General features: G+C 65.6%; 19 protein-coding genes and 1 pseudogene. 15 read left to right on the top strand and 5 right to left on the bottom strand.

Annotation, left to right across the window (positions count from 1 at the left end):
- Nucleotide 1: 1 nt before the first annotated feature.
- Nucleotides 2-1,051: an ABC transporter substrate-binding protein gene (locus tag AB7531_RS39715; protein WP_063985843.1), complete on the bottom strand. Its 1,050-nt coding sequence runs from the start codon at nucleotides 1,049-1,051 to the stop codon at nucleotides 2-4.
- Between the two features lie 227 nt (nucleotides 1,052-1,278).
- On the opposite strand from AB7531_RS39715, the gene AB7531_RS39710 reads away from it, so the two are divergent.
- The 7 genes from AB7531_RS39710 (at nucleotide 1,279) to AB7531_RS39680 (ending at nucleotide 7,083) form a co-directional block, all read left to right on the top strand.
- A complete protein-coding gene (locus AB7531_RS39710) occupies nucleotides 1,279-1,656 on the top strand; it encodes a hypothetical protein (protein WP_063985842.1) in 378 nt (125 codons plus the stop codon).
- Nucleotides 1,657-1,804: 148 nt separating this feature from the next.
- The gene (gene hisE, locus AB7531_RS39705) at nucleotides 1,805-2,209 is read left to right on the top strand and encodes a phosphoribosyl-ATP diphosphatase (protein ID WP_028147364.1); all 405 of its coding nucleotides are present in this window, start codon (nucleotides 1,805-1,807) and stop codon (nucleotides 2,207-2,209) included.
- Nucleotides 2,210-2,343: 134 nt separating this feature from the next.
- Complete coding sequence (locus tag AB7531_RS39700) at nucleotides 2,344-2,946, top strand: YqaA family protein (protein WP_081369120.1); 603 nt, start codon at nucleotides 2,344-2,346, stop codon at nucleotides 2,944-2,946.
- A 122-nt stretch (nucleotides 2,947-3,068) separates the two neighbouring features.
- Nucleotides 3,069-3,608: a hypothetical protein gene (locus tag AB7531_RS39695; RefSeq protein ID WP_063985840.1), complete on the top strand. Its 540-nt coding sequence runs from the start codon at nucleotides 3,069-3,071 to the stop codon at nucleotides 3,606-3,608.
- A 27-nt stretch (nucleotides 3,609-3,635) separates the two neighbouring features.
- On the top strand, nucleotides 3,636-5,036 hold the full coding sequence (locus AB7531_RS39690; protein WP_014491544.1) for an aspartate ammonia-lyase: 1,401 nt from the start codon (nucleotides 3,636-3,638) through the stop codon (nucleotides 5,034-5,036).
- A 155-nt stretch (nucleotides 5,037-5,191) separates the two neighbouring features.
- Nucleotides 5,192-6,160 carry an NAD(P)H-dependent flavin oxidoreductase gene (locus tag AB7531_RS39685; protein WP_014491545.1) on the top strand — a complete coding sequence of 323 codons (969 nt, stop codon included), beginning with the start codon at nucleotides 5,192-5,194 and terminating at the stop codon, nucleotides 6,158-6,160.
- 149 nt (nucleotides 6,161-6,309) lie between these two features.
- Nucleotides 6,310-7,083: a thioesterase family protein gene (locus AB7531_RS39680; protein WP_063985839.1), complete on the top strand. Its 774-nt coding sequence runs from the start codon at nucleotides 6,310-6,312 to the stop codon at nucleotides 7,081-7,083.
- A gap of 421 nt (nucleotides 7,084-7,504) precedes the next feature.
- On the opposite strand, the gene AB7531_RS39675 is transcribed toward AB7531_RS39680, so the two are convergent.
- Nucleotides 7,505-9,067 carry an AMP-binding protein gene (locus AB7531_RS39675; RefSeq protein WP_231143672.1) on the bottom strand — a complete coding sequence of 521 codons (1,563 nt, stop codon included), beginning with the start codon at nucleotides 9,065-9,067 and terminating at the stop codon, nucleotides 7,505-7,507.
- 108 nt (nucleotides 9,068-9,175) lie between these two features.
- On the opposite strand from AB7531_RS39675, the gene AB7531_RS39670 reads away from it, so the two are divergent.
- The 7 genes from AB7531_RS39670 (at nucleotide 9,176) to AB7531_RS39640 (ending at nucleotide 14,887) form a co-directional block, all read left to right on the top strand.
- Nucleotides 9,176-10,141, top strand: a complete 966-nt coding sequence (locus AB7531_RS39670) for an NAD(P)H-dependent flavin oxidoreductase (protein ID WP_063985837.1) — start codon at nucleotides 9,176-9,178, stop codon at nucleotides 10,139-10,141.
- A 168-nt stretch (nucleotides 10,142-10,309) separates the two neighbouring features.
- Nucleotides 10,310-10,558, top strand: a complete 249-nt coding sequence (locus AB7531_RS39665; RefSeq protein WP_028147356.1) for a hypothetical protein — start codon at nucleotides 10,310-10,312, stop codon at nucleotides 10,556-10,558.
- Between the two features lie 130 nt (nucleotides 10,559-10,688).
- Entirely contained in the window at nucleotides 10,689-11,396 is a 708-nt protein-coding gene (locus tag AB7531_RS39660) for a hypothetical protein (protein ID WP_063986734.1), read from the top strand.
- An 87-nt stretch (nucleotides 11,397-11,483) separates the two neighbouring features.
- Nucleotides 11,484-12,167, top strand: a complete 684-nt coding sequence (locus tag AB7531_RS39655) for a hypothetical protein (RefSeq protein WP_231143671.1) — start codon at nucleotides 11,484-11,486, stop codon at nucleotides 12,165-12,167.
- Between the two features lie 130 nt (nucleotides 12,168-12,297).
- The gene (locus AB7531_RS39650; protein ID WP_063985836.1) at nucleotides 12,298-12,519 is read left to right on the top strand and encodes a hypothetical protein; all 222 of its coding nucleotides are present in this window, start codon (nucleotides 12,298-12,300) and stop codon (nucleotides 12,517-12,519) included.
- Nucleotides 12,520-12,527: 8 nt separating this feature from the next.
- Nucleotides 12,528-12,995: a hypothetical protein gene (locus tag AB7531_RS39645; protein WP_063985835.1), complete on the top strand. Its 468-nt coding sequence runs from the start codon at nucleotides 12,528-12,530 to the stop codon at nucleotides 12,993-12,995.
- Between the two features lie 2 nt (nucleotides 12,996-12,997).
- Nucleotides 12,998-14,887, top strand: a complete 1,890-nt coding sequence (locus AB7531_RS39640) for a hypothetical protein (RefSeq protein WP_063985834.1) — start codon at nucleotides 12,998-13,000, stop codon at nucleotides 14,885-14,887.
- Nucleotides 14,888-15,014: 127 nt separating this feature from the next.
- Here the strand turns inward: AB7531_RS39640 and AB7531_RS39635 are convergent, their stop codons facing one another.
- The gene (locus AB7531_RS39635; protein ID WP_063985833.1) at nucleotides 15,015-15,239 is read right to left on the bottom strand and encodes a cysteine rich repeat-containing protein; all 225 of its coding nucleotides are present in this window, start codon (nucleotides 15,237-15,239) and stop codon (nucleotides 15,015-15,017) included.
- Between the two features lie 225 nt (nucleotides 15,240-15,464).
- Between AB7531_RS39635 and AB7531_RS39630 the strand changes: the two genes are divergently transcribed.
- Complete coding sequence (locus tag AB7531_RS39630) at nucleotides 15,465-15,746, top strand: hypothetical protein (protein WP_014491556.1); 282 nt, start codon at nucleotides 15,465-15,467, stop codon at nucleotides 15,744-15,746.
- A 137-nt stretch (nucleotides 15,747-15,883) separates the two neighbouring features.
- Here AB7531_RS39630 and AB7531_RS39625 read toward each other — a convergent pair.
- Nucleotides 15,884-17,820 (bottom strand): annotated as a pseudogene (locus AB7531_RS39625) (sensor histidine kinase).
- Nucleotides 17,817-18,500 carry a response regulator gene (locus AB7531_RS39620; RefSeq protein WP_063986733.1) on the bottom strand — a complete coding sequence of 228 codons (684 nt, stop codon included), beginning with the start codon at nucleotides 18,498-18,500 and terminating at the stop codon, nucleotides 17,817-17,819. Before AB7531_RS39620 ends, AB7531_RS39625 begins: the two are co-directional and overlap by 4 nt.
- Nucleotides 18,501-18,620 lie beyond the last annotated feature (120 nt).

Genomic DNA, 18,620 nt, shown 5'->3' with positions numbered 1-18,620 from the left:
CTCAGTTGATCAGCCGTCCCGCGACCGGCGGCAGGAACCGGTCGTCGAAGATATCGCCGGCCGCCGGCCGTTTGCGGAATTTGAAATCCTGCGCGATCTGGTCGATCGAGCGGTCCAGGCGCGCCGGGTCGATGCCGCCGAGGCCGTTGCGCTTGACCTCGTCGGTCAGGATGTTGTCGATGAGCACGCTGCGAAGGCGTTCCCGCTCGAGGTCGCGGTCGCCGTCGTCGATCCGGCTCGTGGCTTCGTCCGCCGCACGGGCCGGCTCTTTGATGGTCGCGTTGACGCCGGCGATCAATGCGCGGACGAATCCCTTCACGGCGTCGGGCTTCGCGGCGGCGAAAGCGGGGTTGGCCACCACGGCGAAGCCGTAGGCCTCGCAGCCATAGTCGGCATAGCGGAGTACCACGAGATCGCCACCGGGCACGCCGCGGTCGCGCAGGTTCACCGCCGAGAGATAGCTGAAGCCGGCGACGGCATCGACCTGGCCCGCGGAGAGGAGCGGCTCGCGGACCGCGGCGCTGATCTTGTGGAATTTCACTTGCGACGCGTTGATGCCGTTCTGCTGCGCCAGCGCCGGCCACAGCCGCATCGACAGATCGCCGTCGGCGACGCCGACGGTCTTGCCGTCGAGGTCGGGTAGCAAGTGAATGCCGCGGCTCCTGCGCGCGACGATCGCGTAAGGCGCGCGATTGAACAACACGAACACGGCTTTGATCGGCGCGGCATCGTCCTTGTCGCGAAAGCGGATCAGCTCGTTGATGTCGACGAGCGCGAGCTCGCTGTCGCCCTTGGCGACGCGCGCGAGCGCCTCCGGCGATCCGGCTGAGCTCTTGAAGGACACGTTGAGACGCTCGGTGCCGAAATTGCCGTCCTTCGCGGCGAGGAAGAACGGCGCCATGCTCGCATCGACGGGACGATCGAATGTGAAGTGGATCGCAGTGGACGGCGCAGCAGTCTCGGCCGCGCTGACGTCGCGCGCAGCCAGCGCGGCAAGCGAGATTGCAATGGCCAGCAGGCCGCGAAGGGCGATCGTCTTGAATGCAAACATCAGGCGCGCCGGTCCCGCATTGTTGTGGTTTCGTGACGCTCGCAGCGCCGGCCAGTGACGAGCCTGCGCGCGCCAACATGAACGGCGGATGAGCGGGGGTTGCGTGATCATGACGCAACCCCGTTCAGCTTCTGTTGGGGTTCGGGAACCCAACATGGGCTGCGGGTGTTTGAAGGACATGAGCCTGTCGTCAGGCACCATTCGAGGTCCCAAGGAGGGTCCAGGACATGTTTGACCGATTTTCGAGATTTGCCGGCCGCAAGGCCGTCTTTGCCACCGCCGCGGTGCTGGCGCTGACCGCGGTCGCCCCGACCGCCTCATACGCAGGCGGCCGCCACTGGCATGGCGGTGGTGGCGGCGTAGCGGCTGCTGCGGCCATCGCCGGCATCGTCGGCACCGGCCTTGCGATCGCTGCGACCCGTGACGCCTACGCTTATGATTACGGTCCGGGTCCGGGTTATGGCTATTACGGCGGCCCTGCCTATTACAGTGGCCCCGCCTACGGTCCCTACTACGGCCCGGGCCCGAACTACCAATATCAGCGCTATGGCGGCACGGCTCCGTCGGAGCTCTGTGGCCAGGGCTACATGCAGAACTGCTACTAGCCTTGGCTACCAAGTCCTTGGCTACCAAGTCCCTGGCTACCAAGTCTTGACCACAACGGGCCGTCGCGCTTGCCGCGGCGGCCTGTTTTTCGCTTTTAACCCTGCGCGTTAACGCGCTCGCCATTGGTTTAGGGTAGTTTTGAGTACCATGAGTGATTCGCTTGAGCGGCTATATCTGGCTGTGCTCGCGGCCAAGGATCTTGATCCGGCAACATCGCGTACCGCCCGGCTGTTTCAGCGTGGGCCATCCAAAATGGCGAAGAAACTGGCCGAAGAAGCCATTGAGGTCGTCATCGACGCGGTCAATGGCGATAGCGAGGCCGTGATCCGGGAAAGCGCCGACCTGCTCTACAATCTCACGGTGCTCTGGGCCTCGGCCGGCGTGCGCCCGGAGGATGTTTGGCGCGAGATGGCGCGGCGGGAAGACATGCTCGGCATTGCCGAGAAGCTGCCGAAGTCGCCGATGAAGCTGCCCAAAGTCGCGTCACCGCGCGTTGCCGCCAGGCGGCCAATTGTCGCGCTGGAAGGGCGCGTCTCGCGCAAGCGCCACTAAAGGCGCGGTGAAACCGGCGCCAAGCGTCATCGCGCTTTAGGTTGTTGTTTGGGCGCGATCTTTCGGAAAACCGCGACACACTGTTCCAGATCACGCCAAATCGTCACAAAACTCGCGATGGACAAATCCGTCCCATGGTGCTTCATCGCGGCGCCATGCTGAAACGTATCTACGACTGGTGCATCGACGCCGCCCACAAGCCCTACGCGCTCTGGATCATGGGAGCCGTGGCTTTCGCAGAAAGCTCCTTCTTTCCGGTCCCGCCGGATGTGATGCTGATCCCGATGTCGCTGGCGCGCCCGCAGCGCGCCTGGCTCTATGCCGCGGTCTGCACCGCGACCTCGGTGGTGGGCGGTCTTCTGGGCTACGCCATCGGTGCGCTGCTGTTTGACTCGGTCGGCCATTGGCTGATCCAGGTCTATGGCCTCGGCGATAAGGTCGATGCCTTCCGCGCCTCCTATGCGGAGTGGGGCGCGGTGATCATCCTGCTCAAGGGCCTGACGCCGATCCCCTACAAGCTCGTCACCATCACCTCGGGCTTTGCCGGTTACAATATCGGCCTGTTCATCCTGTGCTCGATCGTCGCGCGCGGCGGCCGTTTCTTCATCGTCGCGATCCTGCTCAACCGCTATGGCGACTGGATCCGCGTCAGGATCGAGAAGCATCTCGGTCTCTGGGTGGCGCTCGGCGCCGCCGTGCTGGTGCTCGGCTTCGTCGTTGCGGTCAAGCTGATCTAGGGAATGATCCGGACCCGAAGGGCCGCCTCAGCGCAACGTGTGAAGCCGTTCTCCGCAAAGATCATGTTCGCTCAATAACCCCGCGCTTTGCCGCCTCGCCGGGTTCGGCTACGGTTGCCGTCATGATGGTTCGATCCGGCAATCCGGTCCTCCGACCGGGGACGCTGATATTTGCAGTGCTTTCGCTCCTGCTCGGTGCCGGCGGCACCGGCTGGCCGCAATCCGCGCCGCCGGCGCTCGGCTTGCAGGAGCAGGGACCGCAGACCGCGCCGCCGCCCTCGACATCAGCTCCTTCGTCGCCGCCGGCGCGCGAGGAAAATCCCGGGCTGATCAACGAAATGGGCAAGCTGTTCGACAAGCTGCCCTCGATCCTGCCGCCGATCAAAAGCCCGAGCGAGACCATGAACGACCTGTCGCGGCTGGCGACGCCGTCGGCCATGGTGTCGGGGCGCATGGCCTGCCCCGCCTCGTCGAATGGCGCGCCCGACTGCAAGCAGGCCGCCGACCAGCTCTGCCAGAGCAAGGGCTACAAGGAAGGCAAGAGCCTGAACGCCGATTCCGCGGAAAAATGCTCGGCCAAGGTTCTGATCCCGGGCCGGCAACGCAAACCGGATGACTGCCGCACCGATACCTTCGTCACCAGCGCGCTGTGCCAGAACTGAGGACGTAGCGCCAGCAAAGGAGCGCCCATGAGCCGCACGGAGCAGGACTTCCTCGGACAGCGCGAGATCGCCGACGACATCTACTACGGCGTCCAGACCATCCGCGGGAAGGAGAACTTCCACATCACCGGCATTCCGATGAACCAGGAGCCTTACTTCGTGAAGGCGCTCGGTTACGTCAAGAAGGCTGCCGCGATGGCCAACCGCGACCTCGGTGCGGTCGACGCGAAAGTTGCGGACGCGATCATCCAGGGCTGCGACCGCGTCATCGCCGGCGACATGATGGATCAATTCGTTACCGATTTCATCCAGGGCGGCGCCGGCACCTCCACCAACATGAACGCCAACGAGGTGATCGCCAATCTCGCGCTGGAATCGCTCGGCTTCAGCAAGGGCGACTACCAGCACGTCAGCCCGAACGACCATGTCAATTACGGCCAGTCGACCAACGACACCTATCCGACCGCGTTCCGGCTGGCACTGATCCTGCGGCTCGAGAGCTACATGACGGCGCTGCGCCAGCTCCAGGAGGCCTTCTTCACCAAGGGCCGCGAGTTCGAGCGCGTGCTGAAGATGGGGCGCACGCATCTTCAGGACGCCGTGCCGATGTCGCTCGGCGCCGAATTCCGCGGTTGGGGCACCACGATCGGCGAGGAGGTCGACCGCATCTCCGAGGCGCGCGCGCTGCTGCGCGAGATCAATCTCGGCGCCACCGCGATCGGCACCTCCGTCACCGCGGCTGTCGGCTATCCAAAACTTGCGGTCCGGCATTTGAGTGCGCTGACCGGCGTCGACTTCATCCTTGCCGGCGATCTCGTCGAGGCGACCTCGGACACCGGCGCCTATGTGCAGCTCTCCGGCGTGCTCAAGCGCACGGCGAGCAAGCTGACGAAAATCTGCAACGACATCCGCCTGCTGGCCTCGGGCCCGCGCGCCGGCTTCAACGAGATCAACCTGCCGCAGCTCCAGCCGGGCTCCTCGATCATGCCGGGCAAGGTCAACCCTGTCATCCCCGAGGTGGTCAACCAGACCAGCTTCCTCGTCATCGGCCTCGATACCACGGTGACGCTCGCCGCTTCCGCCGGCCAGCTTCAGCTCAACGTGATGGAGCCGGTGATCTCGTTCGCGCTGTTCTTCTCGATCCGCACCATGGAGCGCGCGGTCAACAGCCTGCGCGAGAATTGCGTTGTCGGCATCACCGCCAACGAAGAGCACACCCGCAACATGGTGCTGAACTCGTTGGGTATCGTTACGGTGCTGAAACCGCTGCTCGGCTACAAGCAATGCGCGGAGATCGCGCGCGAGGGCTACAAGAGCGGCAAGTCGCTGCACCAGATCGTGGTGGTCGAGCGCAAGCTGCTGACGCAGGAGAAATGGGACGAGATGTTCTCGTTCGAGCGGCTGATCAATCCGGATCTGATTGGGTGATGCCGCCCGCATTTTCGTAGCGAATTCCGCATGTTGGAATTGCGGTAACGGCATCCGCCACGGCGTCAAAACGCAATACTTGACAGTGGAAAGATTGCCTTGTTGGTATGGCCTCCAGCTTTCGATTTGCTCGCCACCAAAGGATCGTTTCGCCTATGTCCATGCCTGCCTTGTTCAAGGGGCGCCTGTCGATCCCCGTGATCGGTTCGCCGCTCTTCATCATCTCGGTGCCCGATCTCGTAATCGCGCAGTGCAAGGCCGGCGTGGTCGGCTCGTTTCCGTCGCTGAACGCGCGGCCGCCGGAGCTGCTCGACGAATGGCTGGCGCGGATCACCGAAGAGCTCGCGGCCTATGACCGTGCCCATCCCGACAAGCCGTCGGCGCCGTTTGCGGTGAACCAGATCGTGCACAAGTCGAACAACCGGCTCGATCACGACATGCAGCTCTGCGCCAAGTACAAGGTGCCGATGATCATCTCGTCGCTCGGCGCGCGCGAGGAGCTCAATCAAGCGGTGCACGGCTGGGGCGGCATCGTCTTCCACGACGTGATCAACCAGAAGTTCGCCCACAAGGCGATCGAGAAGGGCGCCGATGGCCTGATCCTGGTTGCGGCCGGCGCCGGCGGCCACGCCGGCACCATCTCGCCGCTGGCCTTCGTTGCAGAAACGCGAAAATGGTTCGACGGCCCGATCGCACTGTCGGGTGCCATCGGCAACGGCAAGGCGATCCGCGCCGCGCGCATCCTCGGCGCAGACTTCGCCTATATCGGCTCGGCCTTCATTGCGACCAAGGAAGCCAACGCGGTCGAGAAATACAAGGAGATGATCGCGGGTTCGACGGCCGACGACATCGTCTACTCCAACCTCTTCACCGGCGTGCACGGCAACTATCTGAAACCGTCGATCCTCGCGGCCGGCATGGATCCGGAAAACCTGCCGACGTCCGATCCGTCCAAGATGAACTTCGGCACGGATGCCTCCGGCGAGCGTGCCAAGCCGAAAGCCTGGAAGGAGATCTGGGGTTCGGGCCAAGGCATCGGCAGCGTCGACGGCATCATCCCCGCCGCCGATCTGATTGCGCGCTTCAAGAAGGAATATGACGAGGCGATCGACCCGCCGCTCTAACCGCTCTCGTGTCCCGGACGCGCTGCAGCGTGCAACGCTGCTGCGCGGAGCCGGGACCCATCGCTGCAGCAGATGGACCCCGGCTCTGCAGCGCGCCGCTTACGCGCTGCACTGCGTCCGGGGAACGCCAGCCGAGATATCGTGCAAACATGACCGCCATTTACCGCGTCGACGGCAACAACGTCGTCACCAGCCCCAATGCTGCCGGTCCGTGGGACCGGCGCATGCAGCACGGCTCGGCGCCGTCTGCGCTGGTGACGTGGGCGGCGGAACGCATTCCGACGCCGGTGCCGATGAATGTTGCGCGCGTCACCATCGACTTGATGCGCCCGGTGCCGGTGGCGCCGCTCACGATCGAGAGCGAGGTTTTGCGCGAGGGGCGCAAGATCCAGCTCTGCGAGATCAAGTTGTTCGCCGACGGTGTTCAGGTCGTCGGTGCCACCGTGCTCAAGATCAAGCGGCAATCACAGCCGTTGCCGGACGACGTCAAGGAGTTGCCGGTCACGCTGCCGTCGCCCGAGGACTCGCTGGTCGAGGACGGCCATGGCGCGACCAGTCCGTTCGCAGGCATGGTCTCGATGCGCGCCGCGCGCGGCCGCTTCGGCCAGGCCGGGGCCGGCGCGATCTGGTTTCGCCTCGACCACCCGCTGGTCGAAGGCCAAGCGGTCTCGCAGGCGATGCGCGCCGTGGTCGCCGCCGACTTTTCCAACGGCACCGCCTCGACGCTCGACTTCCGTGCCTGGACCTACATCAATGCCGACCTCACCGTGAACCTATCGCGCCAGCCGGTCGGCGAGTGGATCTTGCTCGACGGCGAATCCTGGATCGGTCCCGACGGCGCCGGCCTCGCGATGTCGCGGCTCGCGGATCGTCACGGCTATTTCGGCCGGGCGGTGCAGAGTCTGGTGATCGAAAAGCGGTAAGCGTGTCGGCAAGCGCCGTGATCGCTCCTTGCGCCGATGGAACGGCAGACTTCCGCCGCCGCGGAAGGGATGCCCTGGTCGCGAACCTCTTCTTGTCCGGAGGTCTCTGTTCGACGCCAGCGTCCTGCCAGTTCAGCTGCCGTAGACGATCTTGATCTCCCACAGCAGGACGATGATAGCCGTGATCAACGTGATCGCGGCCAACGCACTTTCCAAGGAAGCGACTCTCATTTGATACTCCGCTTCCCAGCCCCGTCAGCGGTCTAGTTGATTCGTTGATTCGCCCGCAATTGCGCGGACGGCGTGCCTGAAAAGTCCCTTCCGAGCTGTTGTTCGCGGGTCACAGCGACCCGTAGAACCCCGGGGTCCGGCCGCGGGAATACGTGCGGTGCTGCCTGCTACAAGTTGCAGATCGGGATGACTACCCCACCAACCGGTCCCGTCCGCTCCAGAAGCCTGCGCGCAGCACCTTCTTGTCGACCTTGCCGACGCCGGTCATCGGCAGCTGCTTGACGAACTGGATCTGCTTCGGTGCATGTGCCGAGCCTTTTCGCGTCCTCACCAGATTGATCAGCTCGTCCGGATCGGGCTGTGCCCCCTCACGCGGCACGACGATGGCGGTGACGGCTTCGCCCCATTTCTCGTCGGGAATGCCGACGACCGCGACCATCGCGACATCCGCATGCTGCGACAGCACGTCCTCGACCTCGCGCGGGAAAATGTTGAAGCCGCCGGAGACGATCATGTCCTTCTTGCGGTCGAGGATGAACATGTAGCCGCGCTCGTCCTTGCGCGCGACGTCGCCGGTGTGGACCCAGCCATTCTTCAGCGTCTCGGCTGTGATGTCGGGCCGCTTCCAGTATTCGGCCATGGCATGCGGCGCGCGCACGCAGATCTCGCCGGCTTCGCCCGTCTTCACTTCCTGGTCGTTGTCGTCCAGGATCCTGACCTCGCAGGCCGAGATCGGGAAACCGCAGGACAGGAACAACTCCGGCGTTTTTGGATCATGATCCGCCTTGCGCAGCACCGAAATCGGATAGCATTCGGTCTGCCCGTAAAGCTGCGAGAACACCGGCCCGATGCGTTCGATGCCCTCGACCAGCCGGCTCGGCGACATCGCGGATGCGCCATAGAGCACGAGCTCCAGTGAGGACAGATCGGTCTTGCTTAAGGCGGGATGATCGAGCAGCACATAGATCATGGTCGGCACGAACAGCGTAAAATTGATGCGCTCGCGCGCGATCGTTGCCAGCACCGCCTCGGGATCGAAGCCTTTCAGCATGTGCACGGTGCCCCCGCGCATCAGCGTCGGCACGACTTTCGTGCCGGCGACATGGCTGATCGGGGCAACCGCGAGATAGTGCGGGGTGTCCGGGATCTCGAAGTCGGCGAGGATCGCGGCAGCACCCCCGGCGTTCTCGCGGTGATAGCGCAGTGCGCCCTTGGATTTTCCGGTCGTGCCACCGGTGTAATTCAGCGTTGAGAGATCGTCGGGGCCGGCGAAGCAATGCGCGCTGGCATGGCCTTCGATCTCGATCGCCTGCAGGAGGTCGACGCCATAGTCGGCCGGTCCCGTGGTGAAGACTGCCTTCAGCCGGCTCGCACTCGCGGCAAGCTCGCCGCCGCGATCGCGGAAGGTGGCGGCATCGACCACCAGCATCTCGGCCTCGGAATCCTCGAGCTGGAAGAGCTGGTCTGCCCTCGATCCCAGCGGATGCAGCCAGGTGACGCAGAGCCTGGATAATTGCGCGGCGACACCGGCGCACCAGGTGTCGGCACGGTTCGCGGTGAGGAACGCGACGCGCGCGCCGGGCTGCAAGCCCAGCCGCATGAACACGGCCTGGATGCGTCCGATCAGGTCGATGGTGCCCTGATAGCTCAGCGATCCACCGGGCCAGGCGAAAGCGGTGCGGCCGGGATAGCGCGACAGTGCCCGCAGCGTCTGCGCGCAAGTCGGGGACGATGCGTGGAGCGGATCGGACATATGTTTCCCCGTTGTTTTGTCATCGGCTTTTGACGTGCCAATGTTTGTGCGCAACGCTAGCACAGAGAATGCGGGATGGAACGACAAAGCCCGTGCAAGGAGGCGTGAGTGACATCCGATCGACTGCAACACTTCCGTGATCGTCTCGCTCTGCCTCTGATCGCGGCGCCGATGTTTCTGGTGTCGGGCGTCGAACTCATGGTCGCGGCCTGTCGCAATGGCGTGATCGGCAGCTTCCCCACCGTGAATTGCCGCGGCACGGAACAGCTCGAGGCGTGGCTCACCGAGATCGAAACGCGACTGCGGCAACACGAAGATCACACAGGTCGCAAGGCCGCGCCGCTTTGCCCGAACCTGATCGTGCATCGCTCCAACGCGCGGCTTGAGCAGGATCTCGCGGTGCTGCTGCGACACAAGCCGGAGATCGTCATCACCTCTGTTGGGTCGCCCGCGCCGGTGTTGAAGCCGCTGCACGATGCCGGCGCGCTGGTGCTGGCGGACGTGGCCTCGATCCGCCACGCCCAGCGCGCGGCGGAAGCCGGCGCCGACGGGCTGGTGCTGCTCACCGCGGGCGCCGGCGGGCAGACCGGCTGGCTCAATCCGTTCGCGTTCGTCCGCGCGGTGCGCGCATTCTTTGACGGCATCATCGTGCTCGCCGGAGGCATCAGCGACGGCCGCGCGCTGCATGCGGCTGGAGTCCTCGGCTGCGATCTCGGCTACATGGGCACGAAATTCATCGCGACGCGCGAGAGCATGGCGGACGAGCGCCACAAGGAGATGCTGGTCGACAGCAGCGCCGACGACATCTTGCTGACCACCGCGTTCACGGGGTTGCAGACCAGCATGCTGAAGCCGTCGATCGTGGCTGCGGGCCTCGATCCCGACGATCTGCCGGCGCGTGGCGCGATCGACATCGGCAAGGACATTGACGTCGACGCGCGCGAAAACCGCCCGAAACGCTGGCGCGATATCTGGAGCGGGGGGCACGCGACATCGGGCGTGACCGGCGTGATGGCGGTCGACGATCTCGTGGCGCGGACCCTCGCCGAATATCGCGATGCGGGCGGGCGGTAGGCGGCGTCCTTCCCCTCGCCCCGCTTGCGGGGGAGGGAGAGGAGGGGCCGTCGGCCCCGATCACAGTTAATCGAGCGCTCCCCCGCGGCCCCGTACTTAACGGCAGATTAACCAACGCCCGCCAAGAATCCCCTCACGGCCGCCAATCAGGACCGAGAGGGACAGGCGATGGACTTCGATTTTCTCAATAGCAAGACAGCCGCGACGCTGGACGAAATCCGGGTCCGCGTGGCCCATGCTCTGGCCCGTCATCCGCTGTGCCGCAACGTGCGCTTCGACATCCTCAGCGTCCCCCGCACCCGCCGGGGCGGCAACTGGACGGTGACGCTGCAATCGGTCGAGCCGCGCGCGGTCTGGGAGGCCTCCGAGATCGTCGCCGACATCCAGGATGCCTACGACCTGGCGCTAGCTGCCTGATTTTCTTGAGATTTCGGGCATGTCGCCGCAGTCCGCGCGATTGCCGTTACGATGGCACGGTTAAGCCTTATTTACCGCCCAGTTTCCGGGCACCCATCACGTGGACTTGAAGCTGGGCCTGGAGAGACGTTTGTCCAAAGCCATCACCATCGTCGTGCTGACCTGTTTCCTCGTCCTCGGCGCCGCCACCACCGCCATCCTTGGCCGTGACAGCGTGCCCAGCGTCAGCGCAGAGATGATCACGCAGGCTCCGCCGCCCAAGCAGCTTTCGACAAATCGCGCCGCCAAGGCCGACCGCCTGGTCCCGACGCTGGCATTGGCCTCGGCCGCGATCGATCCGGTCCAGGTCCCCGCCGACAAGCTTTCGCAGGCGCCGGTGCTGACCGAGCCGCTGCGCCAGGCGTTTGCCGCCGCAACGCCCGCCGATTTCCCGATGCCCAAGGCGAGTGTGCATGAAGCGCCTGCTGCCGCAGAGGCTCCGGTCGAAGCTCCGGCCAAGCCGAAGGTCGCCGCCAAGCCGCAGCCGCAGAAAAGCTATTCGCTGCTGTCCGACGTACAGATCGCGGGCATCAGGGATCGCCTGAAACTGTCGTCGTCGCAGGAATATTACTGGCCCTCGGTCGAGACCGCGCTGCGCAATGTCGTCCGCAAGATCTCTGCGAACAAGCTCTCCAATCCGAACGCGCCGGGCGTGCCGATCGATCCGAACTGCGACGAGGTCCAGCAGTTGAAGTCGGCCGCAATGCCGCTGCTGTTCCAGTTGCGCGAGGATCAGAAGGAAGAAGTGCGCAAGCTCGCCCGCATCATCGGGCTTGAAAAAGTCGCGCAGCAGATCTGACGCGCAAGTTCCTCCGGGAACTGCGCCCCGCATCGGGAACATCCGGCAATCGGCAAGCGTTGCCCGCTCCAAAGAGGGAGTGGATCAATGCGCGCCTCGACAGCTTATTTCGTCGGTGCCGGAACGATCGTTGCCGCCATCGCCATTGGTCTCGGTGGCGGCATCGTCGCCGGCAATATCATGAATCCGGTCGCGCCCAAGCAGGGGCCGGACACGAGCAAGATGTCGCAGCGCGCTGAAGCCGCCAAACCAGCGACGACGGACGCTCCGTCCGAGCGCTTGCAATATCTCACCGGCTCGCAAGCCTTCGGCGCCATGATCGCCGCGCCGGCACAGGCCGAAGCCAAATCCGAACCCGCAAAGCCCGACAGGCAGGCAAGTCAAGCGAACGCCGAGCCGCCAGCGCCGCAGCCTTCCCAGGCGGCCGCGGCCGAGCCGCCCAAGCCGGCACCGGCATCGCCTCCGCAAGTCGCAAAGCCTGCCGAGCAGCAGGCATCGACAGAGCAGCCATCCTCACCCGACAACGCCTATGCCAAGGCCAGGGATTCCGATGTGAAGCGCGCCGCGTCCGAACGGCGCCGCACGGAGCGCCGCGAGCGCTGGGCCGAGCGCCGGCACTACGATCCCCGCGAGCCGCGCGGCATGCGCGACCGCACCGATTGGGATGACGTCGCGCGCAACATCCGCGAAGATTCCGACGCGCGCGATGTCGCGAGCCGGCCGCGCGGCGGCTTGCCGCAGATCAGGCTGTTCGGGTCTGACGACGATTAGCGCCCATCCTCGCCGTCGTGCACGCGATCGTGAGCGACGGTTCGTTCTGCGGACGTGCTTGTCTCGAATTTCAACTTCCAGACGATCTCCGTTCAATGCATGATTGGCGTCGCTAGCCAAAGGCCGCGTCATGGGCGTAGCGCTGTTAGCTTGGGGTCGCTTCTTCGCGCCGTACCGCGAAGGCGTCACCGTGCCGACGCCGGTTGATAGAGCCGGCATTGCCTGGCTGCTCCACTTTCTCGCGCGACACGCGCGGAATCGCGGCTTCACCGCGCTGCAATGGCCCTCGAAGGCGGACGACGGGGCGGCCTTCTCGACTGACCTCACTTATTTCGCATTGCAAACCTTTTAGAGGTTTCCATGTCGATACATCTGTTGTGGACGTCCGCGGACAGTCTCATCGTGGCCTTTGCGCTCGCACTCATCGTTCCGCAACCGCATGTGCTGCCGCTCATTCTGATGTTCGGCGCTTGCGATGCGCTGGGTTCCGCGCTCGGCGTCACGATGCCGGTCGCGGGCGGGCTCGCAGCGATCCTGTTGATCGCGTGCGGCGCATCGCTGGTCGTGCGCCACCCCATCGCGCAACGTCTTTTGAATGCGCCGGGCTGGTTCTATGTGCTGCCACCGCTGCTGGCGATCGACAATCTCGTGTCGCGCACGCCTGATGCGCCGGCCGTTGCCGCACTGTCGAGCGCGATCATGGCCGGGCTCGGCTTTGCCTGCGGAGCCGCCGTGTCGAGCGGGTGGCGCGCAGGCTTGCGCGACGTACGACCGCTTGCGGCGGCTTGCCTGATTGCGGCCGGAAGCCTCCTCGCCTACGGAGCCTGACCATGGTCGCCTCCGTCACGACCCGCAGCTACGACCGTGCCCGTACCGGTGCGAACAATTCCGAGACGGTGCTGACGGCGACCGCCGTCCGCAGCAGGGGCATCGTCAAACTCTTCAGCCTTCCGATTCCCGACGATCCCAGGCTCGAGGCGCAGCCGCTGGCGGTCGGCGGCGTGCACACGGCCGACGGCAAGACCCGCGACCTGATCTTGCAGGCCAGCATGGGCAATTGGGTTTATGCATTCGACGCTGTGACCGGTGAGAAGATCTGGGCGACCAACTTGGGGCGTCCCATCGTCGGAACGAGGGTGATCGACGGCCACATGACCAACGTCCATTGGGGCATTCTCTCGACCCCGGTGATCGACGAGGGGGCGAGCATTCTCTATGCCTGCGCCTGGATCAGCGACGACGGCAGCGTCGCCAAGGGGCAGCATTTCCTCGCGGCGCTGCGGATCCGCGACGGCTCGAAGGTGCACGGGCTGCTGAACCTGGAGGGCGCGGTCTACACGCCGCCGAACGGCCTGCCGGTGCAGAAATTCGTCTCGGCCCAGCGCAAGCAGCGCAGCGCCCTGACGCTGACGCGGAACCACGTGCTGATTCCCTTCGGCACGATCGCCGAGACGTCGAAGACGGCGCGCGGCTGGCTGCTCGCGGTCGACGTCCATGCCTGGCGGCTCGCTGCGTCGTGGTGCTCCACCGTCACCGGCTCCGGCGGCGGGCTGTGGCAGAGCGGGGCCGGCCCGGCCCTCGCTCCCGACGGTTCAATCTACGTCATCACCGGCAACGGAGCGTTCTCGCCGCAGCATGGCGATTTCGGCGAGAGCATCGTGCGGCTCGCCTTGCACACCGGAAGCCATGCGCATTTCGAGGTCATGTCGTGGTGGGCGCCATGGACCGACGCCAACCGGGTCGGCGCGGCCGCGGACGCAGCAGCCGCCGACGACGACAATGACGAACTGGCGTTGCCGTCGAATGTTTCCCTGCCCTCTGTGATCGCGCATGCAAGGCGCATGGGAATGACGCTGAAGCCTCGGTATGCGCGCGAGATGCCGCATGTCGCGGTCACCTCGGGTCGCAGTGCAACCGATGCGCAGATCGCGCCGGTCGTGGCGCATCACATGGAGGCGATGAACGAGTCGATGTGGGGCGACCAGGATTTCGGTTCCGGCGGTCCGGTCTACGTCGCCTCCGCCCATGCCATTCTGGCCGCGGGCAAGGACGGCATCCTCTACACCGGCAATGCCAATGCGCTCGGCAAGACGCAGCCGGGCGAACTTGCGGCCGGCCATTTCGCGGCGAACTACAACAGGCTTCTCATGCCACCGATCCTGTACACGTATTTCGATCCCGCCGTGCCGCCGGCACCGGCGTCACCGATGGAGCTGAACGTGTTTCCCGGCGGCGCGACGCGGCATCTGCATGGCACGCCGCTGCTGTTCCAGTCCGCCACCCACGGCACCATGCATTTCGTCGGCGGCGAGAACAGCGCCTTGCGGGCCTGGTCGATTGCGGCCGACGGGAGAACGACCTATCTCGCCGGGGGCAACGAGATCGCCTCGCCGCAATCGCCGCGTCCGCCGGGCGGCATGCCTGGCTGGAGCATCACGCTTGCCGCCAACAACGGCACCGATGGCATCATCGTGGCGATGGTGCCCTATCAGGACAGCAACATGATTCTCAGTCCGGGCCGCTTCCTGGTCTACGACGCGCAGAATTTCGCCACCAATCCGGATGGCTCCAAACGGCTCCAGGTGATCTGGGACAGCGAGGACTGGGGCCCGGAGCACGCCTTCATGCATCCCAAGTTCAACCGTCCGATCGTCTGGAAAGGCCGCATCTATCGCCCGACCTATGACGGCCGCATCGACGTCTATGGCCTGACGAATTAGCTGCTGTCCCCCTCCCTTCTTCGCGGGAGAGGGTGGCTCGCGGTAGAGAGTCTCTGCTCTGGGTGCGTCGAGGCAGCTCTCATCCGCCTGCCATTGGCAAGGCACCTTCTCCACAGGGGGAAGAAGATCACCCGCCGTGCGACTCCACCACCTTGCGGCAGGCGTCCGAGAGCTTTGTCTTGTTCTCGCGCAGGCAGGCATTCATCTGCGGCGGCTTGCCGACATGTTCGGCGCAGAATTTGCCGGCGTCGCCGCGGCAGGCCATCTGCTCCTGCGGCGTCGGACCGGATTGCGCAGCGGCGGGCAGGATGGCGGCAGCGAGCAGCAGCGCGGCAAGAACTGAAGTCTTCATGAAACATCTCTTTGGGATTGTGACGGGTCCCGCTGGGATCGGGTGAGCCGGACCATCTCGCGGAGGGCGTTGCCGGTCCATGCCATGTTCATGGCATCGGCTCGCCCGCCACACCCCCATCTTCATGGCATGTATCCGCGCGCCGTCTTTTGCCATTCAGGCTGCACGTCGGCTGCGAAACCCGGTGATTGCATCGGGGCGCCGAACGGGAAGCAGGAGAGCAAGATGTCGAAAAACGTGGGAGCGCTGAGCGCCGGCCTGACGGTCATGATGCTCGCGGGTGCGGCGATGGTGTCGCTGGGCACGAGCCCGGCGCAGGCGGTGGTCTATTGCAAGACGGTCGGCGTGCCCAAGGGCTGCGTGGTGCGGCCGACCGGGGCAGTGGTGGTTGCGCCGGCCGCCGCGGTCGCGGTGGCGACGCCCGGGGTCGGCGCGCCCGGCGTCGGCGTTCGTGCGGGAACGCCGATGAATCGCGGAGGCCCGGTCAATCGCGTCGGCGTGCGCTGACGATCTCGTTTGATTGAGTTGATTGCATCGCTTCGGGCGAAAGGATGACTTGCGGACGAACCCCCCGTCCTCCGCATGACGATAATCCGGCCCGTTCCCTCTCTCCGTGCGTCCCACACGTTCGGGGAGGGGGCTTTTCAGCCCGTGGCGGCGGCGTCGCTATCGGGAAAGATTTTCGGTAGTTGCAGCCGTACGCGCGTCCCCGAGGAATCCGAGGCCAGATCCAGCACCGCGCCGCAGCGCGCGGCGCGGCTTCGCATGTTGCGCAGACCCCGCGCGGTCTGGCCTGCACTCCCGGCTTCGCCGTTGCCGGACAGGGCAAAGCCCATGCCGTCGTCCGCAACGCTGATCACGCCACACGGCCGGTCACCATCTCCTTGGCCATCGTCGCGCGTCTCGATGGTAACAACGATATGGCGCGCCTGCGCGTGCTTGACCGCGTTGGTCACGGCCTCGTCGAGAATGCGCACGATCTGGATGACGTGCCATGGCCGCAGTTCGGGATGGAGCGGCAGGCCCTGCGGCGTCGCCACGTGCCATTCGAGTGCGACGTCGTGTGGCCGCAATTGTGCCGCCGCACGCTCGCGCCAGGAGCCGAGCGCAAGCATCAGGTCGCCGCCGATGTCGTCCATGGAATCGATGACCAGGCGCAGATCCTTCAGCGCGGCGCGCGCAGCGTCCGTGATGGTCGCGCCCTCGTGTCCACGCTCGGAGAGCGCGACGATGCTGACGAGCTGGCCGCCGAGGCCGTCATGCAGGTCGCGCATCAGCCGCGTGCGCTCGTTGGCGAGTGCGGCGGCCCGCGCCCGCTCTTCTTCGCGGGCGAAGCTTGCCTTCAGCCGCTCCTCGGCCTCGCGCACGCGTGCGATGAGCTGGCCGGCGAAGCTGTCGACCTCGTTGAGCGCGCGGGCGAAGCGCCAGGTCAGTCCGGCGCCTATCGCCACCAGCATCGCGGAATAGGACAGCCGCGTGACGAAGGTGCGATCGTCCGGCACGAATTCGAACGCCGAGAGCATGTCGTGAAACCAGCAGGTCAGCACGATGGTCACGGCGCAGCCGAAGGTAAAGCTCGCCGCGTCCTGCCGCCTGATCACCGCCCACGTCAGGATGACGACCAGCAGCATCAGGCACAGGCCCACGGTCGGCACGCCGAGGAACAGGAAGGTGATGCGCGGGATCGGCTGGCCCGCAAAGAGCCCGACCAGCAGGATGACGAGCCCCGGCGCGAACAACAGCAGCCCGTAGCGCGGCCAGCGCCAGCCGAAGAACAGCACCGCGAACGTCACGACCAGCGCGCTCTCGATCGGCGCGGACGCCAGCAGGATGGCGGCCAGCCGCGGATAAGGCGCGGGCGGCAGCGGCGCCGGCGCGAAGGCCTGCATCGCGCCGACGAGCATTCCTGCCGCCAGCACGCCATAGACCGGCTCGCGGCGTCGCATCAGCCACATGATGGCGAGGATCACCGCCAGCAACGATTGCCAGGCCGAGAACACCACGGGCAGCGTCACGAACAGCAGCGTGCGCGTCTCGTAGGCTCCCCGCAGGCTTTCGTCCGGCCCGACATAGACGGTGTCGAGGAAGCCTCGCAGCGGACCCCACACCAACAGCCGCACGGTGATCTCGTTGCTGCCGTCGCGCAGCAGCGACGACGGGATCAGTGCGATCTCCGGCGTGTTGCGGTCGGGCCGGTTGGCGGTGGGATCGCGCCGGGAGTCCAGGATCGCGACGCCGTTGACCGCGACCTCCACGCCGTTGCTGAAGCGCGGCAGAAAGACCGACCAGGCCGTGTTGCCGCATCGGGCTTGAAGACGAACGTGCCCGAATAGAGCGGCGGGTCCTGGAGCGCGTAGCGCGACGACGTGAAATGCGGCAACGTCACCGCCCGGGTCGTGCCGTCCTCCCGCAGCGAAAATTCGCTCACGGCATAATCGTCGGGGTCGCTGGGCTGGAGCAGCCGCAGCCCCTGGATGGTGACGATCACGATCAGCGCCTGTAGCAGCAGATAGGGCACGAGGCGCGCCGCGATCAGCCGGCGCCGCGGTCGCGCAGGTGCTTTCACCGCGATCTCGCTCACAGCTTGATCAGGCCCTGCTGCACCGCCTCGAACACGGCTTCACTGCGCGTGTGCACTTCGAGCTTGCGATAGATGTTCTTGATGTGGCCGGGCACGGTCTGCCTGGAGAGGCCGAGATGGCTCGCGATCTCGGCGTAGCTGAAACCCTTTGCGATGCCCCAGAGGATATCGATCTCGCGCGGGGTGAGTCGTGCGGTGTTGAGTACGGGACCCCGCGGCGGCTCGACCGAACTCGGCGCGACGCCTTGCGTTCTGCGCACGATGAAACGGGCGATCGAGGCCGAGATCGGCGAATGGCCGGCGACCAGATCGCGCACGGTGGTGGCGATATCGGTCGGGAAGGCGTCCTTCAGGAGATAGCCGGTGGCGCCGACGGTGATCGCCGAGATCACGCTCTCCTCGTCGCCGAGCGCCGAGATCACCATGATCTCGGTGTCGGGAAAGCGCTGCCGGGTCTCGCGGATTAGCTCGATGCCATGGCCGTCGGGCAGCCGCAGATCGGTCAGCAGCACGCGCGGCGCGCCGCCGTTCAGGGCCTGGCGCGCCTCGCCGAGCGTGCCTGCGCTGCGCACCTTGTAGCCGGCCTTGACCAGCGCATCCTGGAGCCGCCAGCAGGTCGGCGCGTCGTCCTCGACGAGGAGGATGGTGATGGCCTCACCCGTCTCGCCCTGTTCGCTCATGTTCATCGTCCCGCACCGCGTGTCCCCCGCGGCGCGAGGCCAAGTTTAGCCGCGGCGCGGACGCCGCGACACCCATAATCATGGGGGCGTTGTCACTCTTCCGCTCCGTTGTGGCCGGCG

The sequence above is a fragment of the Bradyrhizobium sp. 63_E2_N1_3 genome, assembly GCF_052076005.1.
Lineage (GTDB): Bacteria > Pseudomonadota > Alphaproteobacteria > Rhizobiales > Xanthobacteraceae > Bradyrhizobium > Bradyrhizobium barranii.
The sequence above is the reverse complement of the archived record's forward strand: the minus strand, read 5'-3'. Positions and strand labels throughout refer to the sequence as shown.

What these genes read in the sequence shown, in the direction of transcription:
- AB7531_RS39640 (WP_063985834.1), top strand. Translation starts at nt 12,998, where the DNA reads ATGGTCGCCTCCGTCACGACCCGCAGCTACGACCGTGCCCGTACCGGT.
- AB7531_RS39690 (WP_014491544.1), top strand. Translation starts at nt 3,636, where the DNA reads ATGAGCCGCACGGAGCAGGACTTCCTCGGACAGCGCGAGATCGCCGAC.
- hisE (WP_028147364.1), top strand. Translation starts at nt 1,805, where the DNA reads ATGAGTGATTCGCTTGAGCGGCTATATCTGGCTGTGCTCGCGGCCAAG.
- AB7531_RS39695 (WP_063985840.1), top strand. Translation starts at nt 3,069, where the DNA reads ATGATGGTTCGATCCGGCAATCCGGTCCTCCGACCGGGGACGCTGATA.
- AB7531_RS39680 (WP_063985839.1), top strand. Translation starts at nt 6,310, where the DNA reads ATGACCGCCATTTACCGCGTCGACGGCAACAACGTCGTCACCAGCCCC.
- AB7531_RS39620 (WP_063986733.1), bottom strand. Translation starts at nt 18,500, where the DNA reads ATGAGCGAACAGGGCGAGACGGGTGAGGCCATCACCATCCTCCTCGTC.
- AB7531_RS39645 (WP_063985835.1), top strand. Translation starts at nt 12,528, where the DNA reads ATGTCGATACATCTGTTGTGGACGTCCGCGGACAGTCTCATCGTGGCC.
- AB7531_RS39700 (WP_081369120.1), top strand. Translation starts at nt 2,344, where the DNA reads ATGGTGCTTCATCGCGGCGCCATGCTGAAACGTATCTACGACTGGTGC.
- AB7531_RS39635 (WP_063985833.1), bottom strand. Translation starts at nt 15,239, where the DNA reads ATGAAGACTTCAGTTCTTGCCGCGCTGCTGCTCGCTGCCGCCATCCTG.
- AB7531_RS39685 (WP_014491545.1), top strand. Translation starts at nt 5,192, where the DNA reads ATGTCCATGCCTGCCTTGTTCAAGGGGCGCCTGTCGATCCCCGTGATC.
- AB7531_RS39655 (WP_231143671.1), top strand. Translation starts at nt 11,484, where the DNA reads ATGCGCGCCTCGACAGCTTATTTCGTCGGTGCCGGAACGATCGTTGCC.
- AB7531_RS39650 (WP_063985836.1), top strand. Translation starts at nt 12,298, where the DNA reads ATGGGCGTAGCGCTGTTAGCTTGGGGTCGCTTCTTCGCGCCGTACCGC.
- AB7531_RS39675 (WP_231143672.1), bottom strand. Translation starts at nt 9,067, where the DNA reads ATGTCCGATCCGCTCCACGCATCGTCCCCGACTTGCGCGCAGACGCTG.
- AB7531_RS39715 (WP_063985843.1), bottom strand. Translation starts at nt 1,051, where the DNA reads ATGTTTGCATTCAAGACGATCGCCCTTCGCGGCCTGCTGGCCATTGCA.
- AB7531_RS39710 (WP_063985842.1), top strand. Translation starts at nt 1,279, where the DNA reads ATGTTTGACCGATTTTCGAGATTTGCCGGCCGCAAGGCCGTCTTTGCC.
- AB7531_RS39630 (WP_014491556.1), top strand. Translation starts at nt 15,465, where the DNA reads ATGTCGAAAAACGTGGGAGCGCTGAGCGCCGGCCTGACGGTCATGATG.
- AB7531_RS39665 (WP_028147356.1), top strand. Translation starts at nt 10,310, where the DNA reads ATGGACTTCGATTTTCTCAATAGCAAGACAGCCGCGACGCTGGACGAA.